Raw genomic sequence first — 16,381 nt, 5'->3', positions numbered from 1 at the left:
GGTCATCCTCCCAGGGGGCGGCCGGTTCCCGGCCGGTCTTCGTCTGCGGTCCCGCTCTCGTCCTCGCCCTCGACGGTGCGGTACTCGACCAGCCGGCACAGGGCCGAGGGGCCGTTTTCGGCCAGACCGGGCATGACCCGCGGCAGGTCCTCGAAGGCACACCGCTCGGTGAGCAGCACGTCGAACGCCGGGTCGGCGAGCAGTTCCAGGGCGAGGGCGAGCCGGTCGGCGAAGGTGCGGCGGGAGCGGTGGGCCGGGGGTACCGCGCCCACCTGGCTGCTGCGTACGGTCAGGCGGCGGGAGTGGAAGGACTCGCCCAGCGGCAGGCTGACCCGCCGGTCGCCGTACCAGCTGAGCTCGAGCACCTCGCCGTCCGGCGCGAGGAGTTCGAGCGAGCGGGCGAGTCCCGCCTCGGTGGCGCTGGTGTGGACGACCAGGTCGCGCGCGGCGGCGGCCTCCTCGGGGAGCGCGAACTCGGCACCGAGGGCCCTGGCCACCCCGGCCCGGGTGGGGTCGGTGTCGACCAGCTGCACCCTGGCGGCGGGGTAGCGGGCGAGGAGCGCGGCGACGCAGCAGCCGACCATGCCGGCCCCGACCACCGTGATCCGGTCGCCGAGCGACGGGGCGGCATCCCAGAGCGCGTTGACCGCGGTCTCCACCGTGCCGGCCAGCACGGCGCGAGCCGGAGGCACCGAGTCCGGTACGACCGTCACCGCGTCGGCGGGGACGACATAGCGGGTCTGGTGCGGGTACAGGCAGAAGACCGTACGGCCGAGCAGGGACGGCGGCCCCTGTTCGACCACGCCCACGTTGAGGTAGCCGTATTTGACCGGGCCGGGGAAGTCGCCTTCCTGGAAGGGCGCGCGCATGGCCTCGCGCTGGCTCTCCGGCACCTCGCCGCGGAAGACCAGGGTCTCGGTGCCGCGGCTGACCCCGGAGTACAGGGTGCGCACCATGACCTCGCCGACGTCCGGAACGGATAACGAAACCGGCCGGATCTCGCCCCGGCCGGGGGCCCGGAGCCAGAATGCGCGTGCCGCGCGCTGCATGGGTGACCTCCGTGGCGGCGGTGCGGTGGGTCGTCAAGTCCCCGGAAAAGGGCGGCGCATAGTCCACCAAAGGCCAGGTGGTGCGCGGTTACGCTCTATCGGGCACATGTCACTTTGCCACACCGCGAGGAGACCTGGTGGCGTCACAAGATCTGCACAGCACCTGTGAGTTCAGCCAGGAACTGGCCATCGGGGTGGTGGCCCAGTTCGCCCTGCTGGCGCTGTTGTGGGCCGGAGTGGGGCTGGGACCGGCGGGCTGGCTGGTCGGTTCCGCGTTCGCCGCCGTCACCTGGGCGGTTCTGGTGCTGACCCTGCGCCGGACGTGGTCGCGGCCGTTGGGGCCGGCGAACCGCGTCACGCTGGCGCGGGCCGGGCTGGTGTGCGGGGTCGCGGCGCTGGCGGCCAGTGCCGTGGCGCACCGGCGGACCCTCACCGTTCTGTCCATGGTCGTGCTCGCCTCGGTGGCGCTGGTCATGGACGCGGTCGACGGCCGGGTGGCACGGCGCACCGGGTCCGCCTCCGCGGTGGGCGCACGCTTCGACATGGAGGTCGACGCCGTGCTGATCCTGGTGCTGAGCGGGTATGTGGCGGTGTCCGAGGGGGCGTGGGTGCTGGCGATCGGCGCCATGCGCTATGCCTTCGTCGGGGCGGCCCGGCTGCTGCCGTGGCTGCGCGTGCCGCTGCCGGTGAGTTACGCCCGTAAGGCCGTGGCCGCGCTGCAGGGGATCATTCTCGTCGTGGTGAGTGCGGGAGTGCTGCCGCCGGTGGCCGCCACGGCGCTGCTCGCGGTGGCGCTGGCCGCCCTGGTGTGGTCGTTCGGGCGGGACATCGGGTGGCTGTGGCGGTTCAGGCCGCGTCAGGCGGTCTGAGGCCGGATCCGGGGCGTACGTTTTCGGCCCGGGCCGGTCGGCACTTGATCTGTCTTGACGTGGCCGTGGCCCGATTCGAACATGGTGTTTCGGCGGGATCCGCACCGCGTCCTGGCGCTTGCCTCCCCCTCTTCCGGGCCTGGTTCGGGCCGTTGTTCCGTCGGCGATCGCCGACGTCCGGTGAACCTGCGCGGCCGCCGCCGACGGTCATTCCCCGGAGCCGCGACAGCGTTGCGGAATGTCAAATTCCGTTGCCCTCGCGCGCGTTCATTGTTCGAATTGCTTTCTCCGTGATCAATGAGTGTGTTGAAGTATGGGTATCGCTCGACGCACCAAGGGGGAGCACTGATGTCCGACCTTTTGACCGGTTTAGGCACGGAGCTTCGGGACAGTGGAGAATGACCGCTTTAGGCCCGGAGCTTCGGGACAGTAGAGAACTCCAGCAGTACGTCATCGAGATCGTGTCCGTCAGATCGCTGCTGTCCTTCGGCTCACCACGGCTGGCGGGCGAGGACCCCCGCCACTCCCGCGCACTGGCCGAGACGGACATCCCCCTGCCGCCCATCGTGGTGCACCGCCCCACGATGCACGTGATCGATGGTCTGCACCGGGTACGCGCCGCCCTCCTGCGGGGCGACGAGCACATCGAGGCGAGGTTCTTCGACGGCTCCCCCGAGGACGCCTTCGTACTGGCCGTCAAACTCAACACCCGGCACGGCAGACCGCTTTCGCAGGCCGACCGCACCGCGGCCGCCGCGCGCATCATCGGTACCCACCCGCACTGGTCCGACCGCCGGATCGCGGAGATCGCCGGCATCTCGCCGAGCGGGGTCGGCGCCCTGCGCACCCGTTCAACTGTCGGTGCCGGTCAGTTGAACACCCGGACCGGACGCGACGGACGGGTCAGGCCTCTCAACGCCGCCGAAGCCCGCCGACGGGCCGGTGAGTTCATCGCCGGCCGTCCCGAAGCCTCCCTGAGGGAGATCGCCGAGGCCGCCGGGATCGCCGTGGCCACCGCCCGGGACGTACGCAAGAGACTGCGGATGGGAGAAGATCCCGTACCGCCGAAACTGCGGGCCGCCGAATGGCGGGACGCCGACGTCAATGGTACACACGAGGCGAAGGAGGAGGGCGGGACGCCCGAACCCCCGCCCGTCATCGGCTCCGGGATCCTGTCGAGCATGCGCAAGGACCCCGCGCTGCGCTTCACCGACTCCGGGCGGACGCTGCTGCATCTGCTCAGCTCCCAGGCACTGGAGCCGGAGAAGTGGCGGTGGCTCGCCGAAGGCGTGCCCACCCACCGCGCGTACGACGTGGTGCGGGCCGCGCGCCGGTGCGCCGAGCAGTGGCTGCGGTTCGCCACCGAGTTGGAGCAGCGGGGGAGGGAGGGTTAGAGCCTGCCCGGGGAGCGGTCAGGGCGCTTCCCGGGGAGCGGTTCAGCCACGGGAGAAGCGGCAGAAGGGTGTGGGGCGCGCGGTCGTGTGCGCCCCACACCCTTCTGCCGCTTTCCGCTTCACCGCACCTGCCGGGCACCGCAGTTGCCGGGCGCCGCACTTGCCGGGGCGCTGGTTCGGTCCTTGCCGGCGCGCCGGTCCGGTACGTGCGGGGGCGCCGGTCCGGTGTGCGGGGTGCGGTGTTCAGCGTGCGGTGATCAGTGTGGTGTGCCTGGCGTTTTCCCTGCTCGGAGCCGGGTTGACGGTGTGCAAGTGTGCGGCTGCCGTACGGGCGAAGCTTGCTGCTCGTATGCGAGGTAGGTACAAGTGTGGGAGTACGCGGTACACGTTTGGTTGAGCGGAATTACGCCAACGCATGCACGAGATACGGCGACGGGGGATTGACGTGGTTTCCGTCAGGCGGAATACAGACTTCTTGGCATCTTCGGCACCTCTGGTGTCCTCGGCGTCCATGGGCCCGCTCGGTTGCGGCACCGCCCGCAGGACGCCTGCCGTGACCGGTGCCCGTCACCCCCTGGCCGTGCCCGTGCCGCCGCGCCACGCCGTCGGAGCGGTCCGCCCGCCGGGCTGACCGGCGCTCCTTCAGGTATCCGGTCCGTCGCCGCCGCTCCGCGACGTTCGCACCGTGATCCCGCAGTCCCCGATTCCGCAGCTCCCCGACTCCCCAACTCCCTGATCCCCCACAGCCGCCATGACGGCTGGCCCCGCGGCGCGCCGGAACGAGGTTCCGGCCGTGCCCGCACCCCACCGCCCTCCACTCGCCGGACCGTGCCCCGTGCCCGGCCGGTGCGAGCCCGGGCGCCCCCACCAGGAAGGAGAACCCGGCGACATGACTGAACCCCCGGCCCCGGCAGCGGATCCGGTCCTGGCGCACCACCTCCCCGATGCCGCGGCCGGCCCGCCACGAGGACGCGCCGCGGTCATCGAGGGGATCGGGTCGTACGTGCCGCCCGGTGTGGTGACCAACCAGGACCTGGAGAAGCGGCTGGACACCTCCGATGAGTGGATCCGCACCCGGACCGGCATCGCGACCCGGCACATGATCGACCCCGGAACCGCGACCTCCGACCTGGCCGTGGAAGCCGGGCGGCGGGCACTGACCTCCGCGGGCGATCCGCGGGTGGACGCCGTGGTGCTCGCCACCACCACCCCCGACCAGCCGTGCCCGGCCACCGCGCCGGACGTGGCCGCCCGGCTCGGGCTGGCCGGCGTGGCCGCCTACGACATCGCCGCCGTCTGCTCGGGCTTCCTGTACGGGCTGGCCACCGCCTCGGGCCTGATCGCCGCCGGAACCGCCGGCCGGGTGCTGCTCATCGCCGCCGACGCCTTCACCACCCTCATCGACCCGCAGGACCGCGGCACCGCCGTGATCTTCGCGGACGGCGCGGGCGCGGTGGTCCTGCGGGCCGGTACGGCCGACGAGCCGGGAGCTCTCGGGCCGATCGTGCTCGGCAGCGACGGCACGCTCAGCCACCTCATCGAGGTCCCCGCGGGCGGCTCCCGTCAGCGCTCCTCGGGCCGGGCGCCGGAGCCGGGCGAGGAGTTCTTCCGGATGCACGGCCGCGACACCTACCGGCACGCGGTCACGCACATGCTCGCCGCCTCCGGGGAGGCGGTCGCACGCGCGGGATGGCAACTGGCGGACGTGGACCGGCTCGCCGCCCACCAGGCCAACGCCCGCATTCTCGCCACCGTCGCGGAGCGGCTGGGCATTCCCGCCGAGCGGCAGCTGTCCAACATCGAGCGGGTGGGCAACACCGGCGGCGCGTCGATCCCGCTCCTCCTGGCCCAGTCCGCGGCGACGGGTGAGCTGGCGGCCGGTCACCGCGTGCTGCTCACCGCGTTCGGCGGGGGGCTGGCCTGGGGCGCGACCACGCTGGTGTGGCCCGAGGTGAAGGCCCTGTGAACCGCTCTCCGGGCCGGACCGCCCGCCGGACGCCGTCCCGGGCGGCGCCCCTCCCGACGACCCTCATGCGCCAACGCCTTGCGGCCCCGGGGCCGCAACTCCCCTGATCCGCAAGGCGCCGAGAACCCAAGAGGACCCGAGGAAAGGAAGCATCGTGTCCGTGCAGTTCGAGCAGCTCAAGGAAATCCTGGTCACCAGGCTGCGGGTGGCCGAGGAGCAGGTCACGCCCGAGGCGACGTGGGAGGACATCGAGCTGGACTCACTGGCGATGGTCGAGCTGTCGCTGATGCTGGAGGAGAACTGCGGTCTGCAGATCGGTGACGACGAGCTGCTGGAGACGCCGACCATCAGCGACATGGTCCGCCTCATGGAAGAGCGGAGCACCAAGGCCTGATGTCCGCGAACGATGTCGCGGTGACCGGGATCGGCCTGGTCACCCCCGGTGGTGTCGGCGTCGGGCCGAGCTGGGCCGCGGCGTGCGACGGCCTGCCGACGGCGGCCCTCGACCCCGCCCTGGAAGGCAACCCCGTACGGCTCGCGTGCCGGGTCCCCGGCTTCGACGCGGACGGGCTGCTCGGCGCCCGCCGGGCCTACCGGCTGGACAGGTTCGTACAGTTCGCGCTGGTGGCCGCCCATGAGGCGCTCGCCGACTCCGGGCTCGACCCGCGGTCCTGGGACGGCGCGCGGGTCGGGGTGGTGCTCGGCTGTGCCGACGGCGGGCCGGGCACGGTGGAGCAGCAGCACGACGTGCTGCGGGACCGCGGCGCCGCCAAGGTCTCCCCGCTGCTGCTGCCCATGCAGCTGCCGAACATGCTGGCCGGCCAGACCGCCATGGAGTTCGGGGCCACCGGCCCCAACCTGGTGGTCGCGACGGCCTGCGCGTCCGGTGCCACCGCCATCGGCACGGCACGCGACCTGCTCGCGCTGGACCGGTGCGACGTCGTCCTGGCGGGCGGCAGCGAGGCGATGATCACGCCCCTGGTGATGGCGGGTTTCGCGCAGATGGGAGCGCTCTCCCTGCGCGAGGACGACCCGTCGGCCGCCTCCCGGCCCTTCGACGCCGACCGCGACGGTTTCGTCGCGGGCGAGGGCGCGGGCGTCCTGGTGCTGGAACGCACCGCCGACGCGCGGGCCCGCGGCGCCGGGGTGCGGGGCCGGATCGTCGGCTACGGTGCGACCGCGGACGCCCACCACATGACCAGCCCGCACCCCGAGGGCGCCGGGGTCGAGCAGGCGCTGCGCGCGGCCCTGGCCGACGCGGGCGCCGACCCCGCCGATGTGCAGCACGTCAACGCCCACGGCACCTCCACCCCGCTCAACGACCTGGTCGAGGCACGGGCGCTGAGCCGGGTGCTGACCGGGCGCCCGCTCGTCACCTCCACCAAGGGCGTGACGGGGCATCTGCTGGGCGCGGCGGGCGCGGTGGAGGCCGCGTTCTCCGTCCTGGCGGTGGAGCAGGGCGTGGTGCCGCCCACCGCCAACCTGTCCCGGCTGGACCCGCGGATGGACATCGACGTCGCCCGGGCCCGTACCGGAACCCGGGTGGAACTCGCGCTGAGCAATTCCTGTGGATTCGGCGGCCAGAACGCCACGTTGGCCATCGCCGCGGCCTGACCGCGCACGGAACCGGTCGGCCCCCGGAATTCACCTAACTGCAAAAAGGCCTGCGACAAGGCTGACAAGAAGGCTTACGAGAAGACCTGCGAGAAAGGAGGAGGGGGCGTACGGCCACCGGGTCGCACTCCCCTGCCGCCCATGAGTGCAACGAACGGTACGACGGACGCCTTAACAGATGTGACCGGAAAAGCCGTGCAGAGTATCGGCCTGCTGCGCATCGACCACATCGGCATGGCCGTGGCCGATCTCGACGAGGCGATCGCGTACTACCAGCGGGTGTTCGGCATGCGCTGCGTCCATATCGAGGAGAACCACGAACAAGGCGTACGCGAGGCGATGATGTCGGTCGGGGACGACCCGGCGGGCGGTTGCGTCCAGCTGCTCGCGCCCCTGGCGCCGACCTCGACGATCGCGCGCTTCCTGGACCGCTCGGGCCCCGGGGTCCAGCAGGTCGCGTACACCGTCACCGATATCGAGGCGGCCGGCGCCGCGCTGCGCGAGCGCGGGGTACGGCTGCTGTACGAGGCGCCGCGGCGGGGCACCGCGGGCTCCCGGGTCAACTTCGTGAACCCCAAGGACGCCGGCGGTCTGCTGGTCGAGCTGGTGGAGCCGGCCCCGGCCGCCGGCCGGTGAATTCCCCCGGTCCCGCCTGACGGCACCCGCTCCGGTGCGTCGGTAAGACGCCGCGAAGCCGCGCACCCGGACATCCGGCAAGCACGGCAAGGCGTCCAAGAAATCCATGCATGTTCACTCGCAATCGGCAAAGGGGTCCGCAGTGGGCCGGGAATCGGCAACACTCGTCGAACATTTCCGTGCGGTATTTTCAGAGCGCCCCGAGGAGCGGATCTTCCGCTTTCTCGCGAACGGCGAAGGGGAGCCGCTCAGCAGCACCAACGCCCAGCTCGACCTGAGGATCCGGGCCCTCGCGGCCGCCCTCCAGGAGCGGGTGGCGCCCAAGGAGCGCGCCCTGATCCTGTGCCCGGCCGGGCTGGACTACGTGACGTCGTTCCTCGCCTGCCTGTACGCGGGCGTGACCGCCGTCCCCGTCTACCCGCCGGACCCGGCCTTCCTCAAGCGGACCCTGCCCCGGCTCGTGGGCATCATCGAGGACGCACGGCCCGCGGTGGTGCTCGCGCCCGCGTCGGTCGTGGCCATGGCGCCCCGCTTCGCCGCGTCCGCCCCGGCGCTGGGGGACCTGACGTGGCTGAGCGTCGACGACCTCGGCGAGGACCCGGCCGCCGCCGCGGACGCCTGGCGGCACCCGGACCTCACGGGGGAGGACCTGGCCTTCCTCCAGTACACCTCCGGCTCCACCAGCCGGCCCAAGGGCGTCATGGTCGGCCACGCCAACCTCGCCCACAATCTGCGGGAGCAGAACCAGCGGCTGTTCGCGGCCGGCCCCGACGACCACATGGTGTCCTGGCTGCCGCCGTACCACGACCTCGGGCTGATCTTCGGGCTGCTGGCGCCGGCCTTCGGCGGCTACCCGGTGACCTTCATGTCGCCGTTCGCCTTCCTCAAGCGCCCGCTCCGCTGGCTGCGGGCGATATCGGAGCACGGCGCGACGCTCAGCGGCGCCCCCAACTTCGCCTACGACCTGTGCGTCGCGAAGGCCTCCGAGGCCGACCTGGCCACCCTCGACCTCAGCCGCTGGCGGCTGGCGCTCAACGGCGCCGAACCGGTCCGCGGCGCCACTCTCGACCGGTTCGCCGAGACCTTCGCCCCGGCCGGATTCCGCCGCGAGGCGCTGTACCCGGCCTACGGCCTGGCCGAGGCCACCCTCGTCGTCTCCGGCGGCGACCGCACCGCCCGCCCGGCCGTCCGCGACCTCGCGGCCGATGCGCTCGCCCGGCACCACGCCGCCGACGCCCGCCCCGGCGAGGACAGCCGGCAGGTGGTCGGCTGCGGCAGCTCCCTGGACGGCCAGCAGATCGCCATCGTGGACCCCGCGACCCGCACCGCCCTGCCCGAAGGCCGGGTCGGCGAGATCTGGGTATCCGGCCCCAGCGTCGCCCACGGCTACTGGCAGCGCCCCCAGGAGACCGAGGAGACCTTCGGCGCCCGCACCGCCGACGGCCGGGGGCCCTTCCTGCGCACCGGCGACCTCGGCTTCCTCGACGGCGCCGAACTCCACGTCACCGGCCGCATCAAGGACGTCATCATCATCGCGGGCCGCAACCACTACCCGCAGGACATCGAGCGGGCCGTGGAGGACGTCCACCCGGCCCTGCGGGCCGGCTGCGGCGTGGCCGGGGCCCGCGAAATCGGCGGCGAGGAACGGCTGCTGATCGTCCACGAGGTCGACGGCGGGCCGGAGGACCTCGACACCGAGGGCATCATGACGGCGCTGCGCACCAAGGTCGCCGACGAGTTCGGCCTCCAGGTGCACCACATCGCCCTGACCGGGCGCGGCCGGGTCCCCAAGACGTCCAGCGGAAAGCTGCAGCGCGCCGCCTGTGTGGACTCCTTGCTCGACGGCAGCCTCCCCACCGTCGCCACCTGGCACCTGACCCCGCTCGACGCGGAGGCGGCGGACGGCGCCGCGCACCCGGAGCCCGCCGCGGCGGTCGCGCCGTCCCCGGGCCGGGCCCGTATCGAGGAGTGGCTGACCGGGCAGCTGGCCGGCCAACTGGGCCTGCCCGTGGGCGAGGTGGACGTCACCCGGCCCATCGCGAGCTACGGGCTCCAGTCGGTGTATATGGTGGCCATGCTCGGCGAGCTGGAGCAGTGGCTCGGGCGCGACCTGCCGACCACGGTGCTGTGGGAGTACCCGACGATCGAGGCGCTGGCCCGCTTCCTGGACTCCCCGGACGGCGCCACGCCGGACGCCGCCGCCGTCCCGGCGGACGGTGCCCCGACGGCCGCCACCGCCACCGCCGCCGCGCAACCGGCCCGGCAGACCCCCGGCCCGGCCGAACCCATCGCCATCGTGGGCATGGGCTGCCGCTTCCCCGGCGGCGTCGACGGCCCCCGGTCCTTCTGGGACCTGCTGTGCGAGGGCCGCGACGCGGTGACCGAGGTGCCCGCGGACCGCTGGGACGTCGAGGAGTTCCTCGATCCCGACCCCGCGGCCCCCGGCAAAACCACCACCCGCTGGGGCGGATTCCTCGACGGCGTCGACCGGTTCGACCCGCACTTCTTCGGCATCTCCGCGAGCGAGGCCGCCCGCATGGACCCCCAGCAGCGGCTGCTGGCCGAGGTGGCCTGGGAGGCACTGGAGGACGCCGGAATCCCCGCGCGGAGCCTGGCCGGCACCCGCACCGGGGTCTACATCGGCATCTCCACCTTCGACTACGCCAACCTCCAGCTCCAGGACCTCGAGGGGATCGACGCCTACAGCGGCACCGGCAGCGCGCTGAGCATCGCCGCGAACCGCCTGTCGTACCTCTTCGACCTGCGCGGTCCCAGCATGGCCGTGGACACCGCCTGCTCCTCGTCCCTGGTCGCCGTGCTCCAGGCCTGTGCGAGCCTGGCCCGCGGGGACTGCTCCGTCGCCCTGGCCGGCGGTGTCAACCTCATCCTGTCCCCGGCGTTCGCCATCAACTTCAGCAAGGCCGGGGCGATGGCCCCCGACGGCCGCTGCAAGACCTTCGACGCGAGCGCCAACGGCTACGTACGTGCCGAAGGCGCGGGCGTCGTCGTCCTCAAGCCGCTGAGCCGGGCGCTGGCCGACCGCGACCCGGTCTACGGCGTCATCCGCGGCGGCGCGGTCAACCAGGACGGCCGCAGTAACGGCATCATGGCTCCCAACCCGCAGGCCCAGGAAGCGGTGCTGCGCGCCGCCTACGCCAACGCCGGGGTCGACCCCCGCACGGTGCACTACGCCGAGGCTCACGGCACCGGCACCATGCTCGGCGACCCCATCGAGGCCAAGGCGCTGGCGGCGGTGCTCGCCGACGGCCGGGACGCCGGCGCGCCCTGCCTGATCGGGTCGGTCAAGTCCAACCTCGGCCACATGGAGGCCGCCGCCGGCATCGGCGGACTGATCAAGGCCGCGCTGATGGTGCGCCACAAGGTCGTGCCGCCCAGCCTCCACTACAAGGAGCCCAACCCGCACATCCCCTTCGACGAAGTGGCCCTGCGGGTGGCCGACACGCTCCAGCCCTGGCCCGACACCGAAGGGCCCGCCCTGGCCGGCGTCAGCTCCTTCGGCTTCGGCGGCACCAACGCCCACATCGTCGTCGAGGAGGCACCACGGCCCGCCGGCGACACCCCGCGGACCGACGGCGAGGGCGCCTACGCGCTGCCGCTGTCCGCCCGCAGCCAGGAGGCCCTGCGCGACCTCGCGGCCCGCTACGCCGAGCACCTCGTCGGGCCGGCCGCGGCGGTCGCACCGCGGCGCCTCACCTTCGCCGCCGCGGTCCGCCGCGACCACCACGACCACCGCCTCACGGCCGTCGGCGACACCCCGCAGGATCTGCGCCGCGCCCTGCTCGCCTTCGGCAGCGGCGAGGAGGCCCCCGGTCTGTCCACCGGACCGCGCCGGGTCGGCCGCCGCCCCCGTACCGCCTTCGTCTTCTCCGGACAGGGCCCCCTGTGGTGGCCACTGGCCGCCGATCTGCTCGCCACCGAGCCGGTGTTCCGGGCCGCCCTCGAACGCTGTGACGCGCTGCTGCGCAAGCACACCGACTGGTCCCTGATGGTGCAGCTGACGGCCGACCGGGACAGCGCACGGCTGATGCACACCGATGTCGGCCAGCCCGCCCTGTGCGCGGTCCAGATCGCCCTGGCGGCGCTGTGGCGGTCCTGGGGGGTGGAGCCCACCACCGTCGTCGGCCACAGCGTCGGCGAGATCGCCGCCGCCCATATCGCCGGCGCCCTCGGCCTGGAGGACGCGCTGTGCATCGCCCTGCACCGTGGCCGGGTGCTGCGCTCGGCCGCCGGACGCGGCCGGATGGCGATGGCCGCGCTGTCCCACGACCGGGCCCGGCAGGTCCTCGCCGACCGCGGATCCGCCCCGGTATGGATCGCGGCCGCCAACAGCCCCGGAACCACCGTGTTCTCCGGCGAGCGGGCCGCCCTGGAGGAACTGGCCCGCGACCTGGAGGCCGACGGGGTCTTCTGCCGCGTCCTGGAGTCGGTCGAATTCGCCTCCCACTGCCCGCTGATGGAGCCGGTCGCCGGCGAACTGTGGCGGGCGCTGCCCGGCCTCACCCCCCGCGCGACGGCGATCGGGATGCTCTCCACCGTCACCGGCGAAGCGATCGACGGCACGCGGCTCGACGCCGAGTACTGGGCGTCCAACCTCACCTCGCCGGTCCTCTTCGACCGCGCGGTCACCGCCCTGGCCGACTCCGGCCACGACGCGATCGTCGAGATCTCCCCGCACCCGATGCTCGTGGAGGCCGTCACGGAACGGCTGACCGCCCAGCAGGCGGACGGCGTGGTGGTCTCCTCGCTGCGCCGCGACGCCTCCGGCCGGCACTCCCTGCTCGACGCCGTCGGCCGCCTGTACAGCGCGGGATACCCCGTGGACTGGGCCCGCCTGTACGGGGCCGAGGGCCCGATGGAGCCCCTGCCGTCCTACCCGTGGCAGCGCGAACGCTGCTGGCTGCCGGAGACCCCCGGCCGCCGGCGCGGCCGGGCACCGCACGGCCACCCGGCGCTGGAGACCTTCGTGCGTTCCGCCGTCGCCCCCCGCGCCTCGTACTGGTCCGCCCGTATCGACCTCGACGGCTTCCCCTACCTGCGCGACCACTGCGTGGGCGGCACCGCCGTACTGCCCGCCAGCTTCCTGCTCGACGCGGCCCTGGCCGCCGCCCGGCGCACCCTCGGCGATCAGCGCGCCGTCGTCGAGGACGTCCGCTTCAGCCGGATGACGGTGGTGCCCGAGGCCGCCGAGGAGACCACCCTCCAGCTCGTCCTGTTCCCCGAGACCGGTGACGCCGGCTCCTTCCGGCTCTTCAGCCGCAGCGGCCAGGCCGCCGAAGCCGAGAACTGGGAGGAGGCCGCCCAGGGCAGATACCGCCTGCCCGCACGCGACACCGGCACCCCGCCCGCCGCCGCGGACACCCCCGACGGGGTACGCGAGCGCTGCGGCGAGCAGGTCGCGGCAGGCGACCACTACACCGCGCTGGACCGGGCCGCCCTCCGGTACGGACCCGCCTTCCAGGGCATCACCGGCATCCGCCGCGGCCGTGACGAGGCCCTCGTCGAACTGCGGCCGCTGCCCGAACTCACCGACGACAAGGACCCCTACCTCGTCCACCCCGCCCTCCTCGACAGCTGCCTGCAGGCGCTGGCCGCGGCGCTCGGCCGGGCGGCCACCTACCTGCCCGTCGGCGTCGGCCGGTTCACCCTCACCTCCCGTACCGCCGCCCCGCGCTGGGCGCACGCCGTGACCCGGGAGGCACCGGGCGACGAAGGGACCGTGCACGGCGAGATCGTCCTGTTCGACGCGACCGGCGCCCGGGTCGGCGAGGTCGGCGGTATCACCCTCCAGGCCCTCGGCCAGGGCGAGGAGCCGGACGCCGTCACCGAAGCCCTGCTCGACCTGCACTGGCGGCCCGCCGCCGACGACAGCGGCACCGGCCACGCCGACCCGGCCACCGGCTGGTGGCTGCTGTTCGCCGACCGCACCGGCGTCGGCGACGACCTGCGCGCCCGCGTCCGGGCCGCGGGCGGCACCGCCGTCACCGTCACCCCCGGCGACCGGTACCACCGGCTCGACCGCCACCACTACGAGATCGACCCCGCGCGTCCCGAGCACTACACCGCGCTCCTGGCCGACCTCGGGGAGGCCCGCTCCGCCCCGGCCGGCGTCGTCCACGCCTGGACGCTGGACGCCCGGGAGGACCGGCAGGACGAGGAGGCTGCCGAGGGCCTGCCCGAGGTCCTGTGGACCCCGCGCGACGGCGGCTGCGTCTCCGCGCTCCACCTCGTCCAGGCCCTGGCCGCCGCGGACTTCGCCGCCGCCCCCCGCCTCGTCCTGGCCACCCGCGGCGCACAGCGCGTCCGCGAGCAGGACGCTCCGCCCGCCCTCGCCCAGGCGCCCCTGTGGGGCCTGGCCCGGGTGCTGCGGCTGGAACACGCCGAACTGCGCCCCACCGTCGTCGACCTCGACCCGGCCGCCGGCGGTGACGCGGCAGGGCTCCTCGGCGAACTGCTGCGCCCCGGCGACGACGAACAGCTCGCCCTGCGCGACGGCGAGCGCTTCCTGCCGCGCCTGGACACCTGGCACGCGCCCGAGCAGGACGACGAGGACGTCTGGGAGCAGCGCCCCTACGACCCGCACGCCGACGCCAACCACCGCGTCCTCGCCACCCGTCCGGGCCTCCTCGACAGCCTCGCGCCGACCCTGTGGGAGCGCCGGGAGCCCGGCCCCGGACAGGTCGAGATCGAAGTCGCGGCCGCCGGGCTGAACTTCAACGACGTCCTCAAGGCCATGGACATCTGCCCCGGGGTGCCCTCCGGCAGCGTCCCGCTCGGCGGCGAGTGCTCCGGCCGGGTCACCGCGGTCGGCGAGGGGGTGGACCTGCGGCCCGGCGACCGGGTCATGGCCGTCGCCACCTCCAGCATGGCCGCGTGCACCACCACCCCCGCCGCCCTGGTGGCCCGCCTGCCCGAGGGCCTGACCGACCCCCAGGCGGCCGCCCTGCCCATCGCGTTCCTGACCGCGATCCACGGTCTGGAGTACCTCGCCCACCTCGGCGAGGGCGACAAGGTGCTCATCCACTCCGCGACCGGCGGCGTGGGCCTGGCGGCCCTCCAGGTCGCCCGCCGCAACGGCGCCGAGGTCTACGCCACCGCCGGCACCGAGGAGAAGCGGGAGCTGCTGCGCGGCCTGGGCGTACCGCACGTCATGGACTCGCGGTCGCTGCGCTTCGCCGACGAGATCCGCGAACTGACCGACGGCTACGGCGTCGACGTGGTCCTCAACTCCCTCGCCGGCGAGGCGCTCACCCGCAGCCTGGAACTGCTGGCCCCCAACGGCCGGTTCGTCGAGATCGGCAAGCAGGACATCTACGACAACAACCACCTGGGACTGGGCTTCCTCAAGCACAACCGGTCGTTCTTCGCCGTGGACCTGGAGCGCTCCTTCGCCGAACAGCCGCGCCTGATCGCCCACCTCTTCGGCATCCTGCAACGCGGCTTCGCCGACGGCGACTTCACCCCCCTGCCGGTCACCGAGTTCCGCTACGCCCAGGCCGCCGACGCCTTCGCCCACATGGCCAAGGCCCGGCACACCGGCAAGATCGTGCTCAGCCCCGACGACGACGCCCCCCAGACGGTCGCCGTCCGCTCCCACGGCCCGGTCAGGGCCGCCGCCACCTACCTGATCACCGGTGGTCTGGGCGCACTGGGCCTGCACACCGCCCGCTACCTCGTCGACCAGGGGGCCCGCCACCTCGTCCTGGTGGGCCGCGGCGGACCCTCGCCCGAGGCCGCCGGCGCACTGGACGAACTGCGGTCCCGGGGCGCCGAGATCGCCGTCCGCGCCGCCGACGTCTCCCGCCGGGAGGACGTCACCGCCCTCCTGGCGGACCTCGACGCGACCATGCCGCCCCTGGCGGGCGTCTTCCACGCGGCGGGCACCCTCGACGACGGCCTGATGCTCCAGCTCGACGCGGACCGCTTCCGCACCGTGGCCGCCCCCAAGGCCGCCGGCGCCTGGCACCTGCACCGCGCCACCGAACACCGCGAGCTGGACTTCTTCGTCCTGTACTCCTCCGCCGCCTCGGTCATCGGCTCGGCCAGCCAGGCCAACTACGCCGCCGCCAACGCCTTCCTGGACTCCCTCGCCCAGCACCGGGCCGCCCGCGGCCTGCCCGCGCTCAGCATCAACTGGGGCCCCTGGGCCGAGGCCGGGCTCGCGGCCCGCCCCGACCGCGGCGGCGCGCTGTCCGCCCGGGGCATCCTCAGCCTGAGCCCCCAGGACGGCATCGACGCCCTGGACCGCCTGCTGCGCACCCCCACCGCCCAGGCCGGCGTGCTGCCCCTGGACCGGGACCGGCTGCGCGAGGCCGCGGACGGCGGGATGGTCTCCGGGCTGCTCACCTCGCTCCTCGGCACCCCGGCGGCGGGCGCCGCCGAAGGACAGCGGCCGCAGGGCGAGATCCGCCGCAAGCTGCTCGCCATGGAGCCCGGACGGCGCCGCCGCACCCTCCTCGTCCAGCACTGCCAGGCCGAGGCCGGGCGGGTGCTGCGCCTGGAGGCGGACCGGGTCGACCCCACCGCGCCGCTCACCGGCATGGGCTTCGACTCCCTGCTCTCCCTCGAACTGCGCAAGCGCCTGGAGTCCTCGCTGCAGATCGAGCTGCCCGCCACCATCACCTGGCGCTACCCCACCCTCGAGGTGCTGGTGCCCTTCCTCGCCGAGCGCATGGACATCGCGCTGGAAGCCGAAGCGGCCCACCCACCGGCCGAGGCCGCAGTCACCGAGCCGCCCGCTGACGACATCGAGAGCGAACTGGACGAGCTCTCCGACAGCGACATCGAGGCGCTCCTCCTCGCAAAGACGAAGCAGATCGACGAAGGGCGTTGAGC

General features: G+C 73.7%; 8 protein-coding genes. 7 read left to right on the top strand and 1 reads right to left on the bottom strand.

Annotated features, from left to right (window positions below; translation table 11 throughout):
* Positions 1 to 2 precede the first annotated feature (2 nt).
* Positions 3 to 1,049, bottom strand: a complete 1,047-nt coding sequence (locus tag AZE13_RS20795; RefSeq protein WP_258527899.1) for a zinc-dependent alcohol dehydrogenase — start codon at positions 1,047 to 1,049, stop codon at positions 3 to 5.
* Positions 1,050 to 1,186: 137 nt separating this feature from the next.
* Between AZE13_RS20795 and AZE13_RS20790 the strand changes: the two genes are divergently transcribed.
* The 7 genes from AZE13_RS20790 to AZE13_RS20760 all read left to right on the top strand — a co-directional run bounded on the left by AZE13_RS20790 (position 1,187) and on the right by AZE13_RS20760 (position 16,379).
* On the top strand, positions 1,187 to 1,918 hold the full coding sequence (locus AZE13_RS20790) for a CDP-alcohol phosphatidyltransferase family protein (RefSeq protein ID WP_066933912.1): 732 nt from the start codon (positions 1,187 to 1,189) through the stop codon (positions 1,916 to 1,918).
* Between the two features lie 398 nt (positions 1,919 to 2,316).
* On the top strand, positions 2,317 to 3,312 hold the full coding sequence (locus tag AZE13_RS35730; protein WP_066933909.1) for a ParB/RepB/Spo0J family partition protein: 996 nt from the start codon (positions 2,317 to 2,319) through the stop codon (positions 3,310 to 3,312).
* Positions 3,313 to 4,201: 889 nt separating this feature from the next.
* Positions 4,202 to 5,278 carry a beta-ketoacyl-ACP synthase III gene (locus tag AZE13_RS20780; protein WP_079124200.1) on the top strand — a complete coding sequence of 359 codons (1,077 nt, stop codon included), beginning with the start codon at positions 4,202 to 4,204 and terminating at the stop codon, positions 5,276 to 5,278.
* 154 nt (positions 5,279 to 5,432) lie between these two features.
* Complete coding sequence (locus AZE13_RS20775; RefSeq protein WP_258527898.1) at positions 5,433 to 5,672, top strand: acyl carrier protein; 240 nt, start codon at positions 5,433 to 5,435, stop codon at positions 5,670 to 5,672.
* Positions 5,672 to 6,892: a beta-ketoacyl-[acyl-carrier-protein] synthase family protein gene (locus AZE13_RS20770; RefSeq protein ID WP_066933906.1), complete on the top strand. Its 1,221-nt coding sequence runs from the start codon at positions 5,672 to 5,674 to the stop codon at positions 6,890 to 6,892. The genes AZE13_RS20775 and AZE13_RS20770 overlap by 1 nt, the downstream gene beginning before the upstream one ends.
* Before the next feature lie 195 nt (positions 6,893 to 7,087).
* Complete coding sequence (gene mce / locus AZE13_RS20765) at positions 7,088 to 7,528, top strand: methylmalonyl-CoA epimerase (protein ID WP_220127586.1); 441 nt, start codon at positions 7,088 to 7,090, stop codon at positions 7,526 to 7,528.
* Between the two features lie 142 nt (positions 7,529 to 7,670).
* On the top strand, positions 7,671 to 16,379 hold the full coding sequence (locus tag AZE13_RS20760; RefSeq protein WP_309302203.1) for an SDR family NAD(P)-dependent oxidoreductase: 8,709 nt from the start codon (positions 7,671 to 7,673) through the stop codon (positions 16,377 to 16,379).
* Positions 16,380 to 16,381 lie beyond the last annotated feature (2 nt).

The organism is Streptomyces sp. NBRC 110611, assembly GCF_001590865.1.
GTDB lineage: Bacteria > Actinomycetota > Actinomycetes > Streptomycetales > Streptomycetaceae > Streptomyces.
Note: the sequence above shows the minus strand (reverse complement) of the source record. Positions and strands in the feature narration are given on the sequence as shown.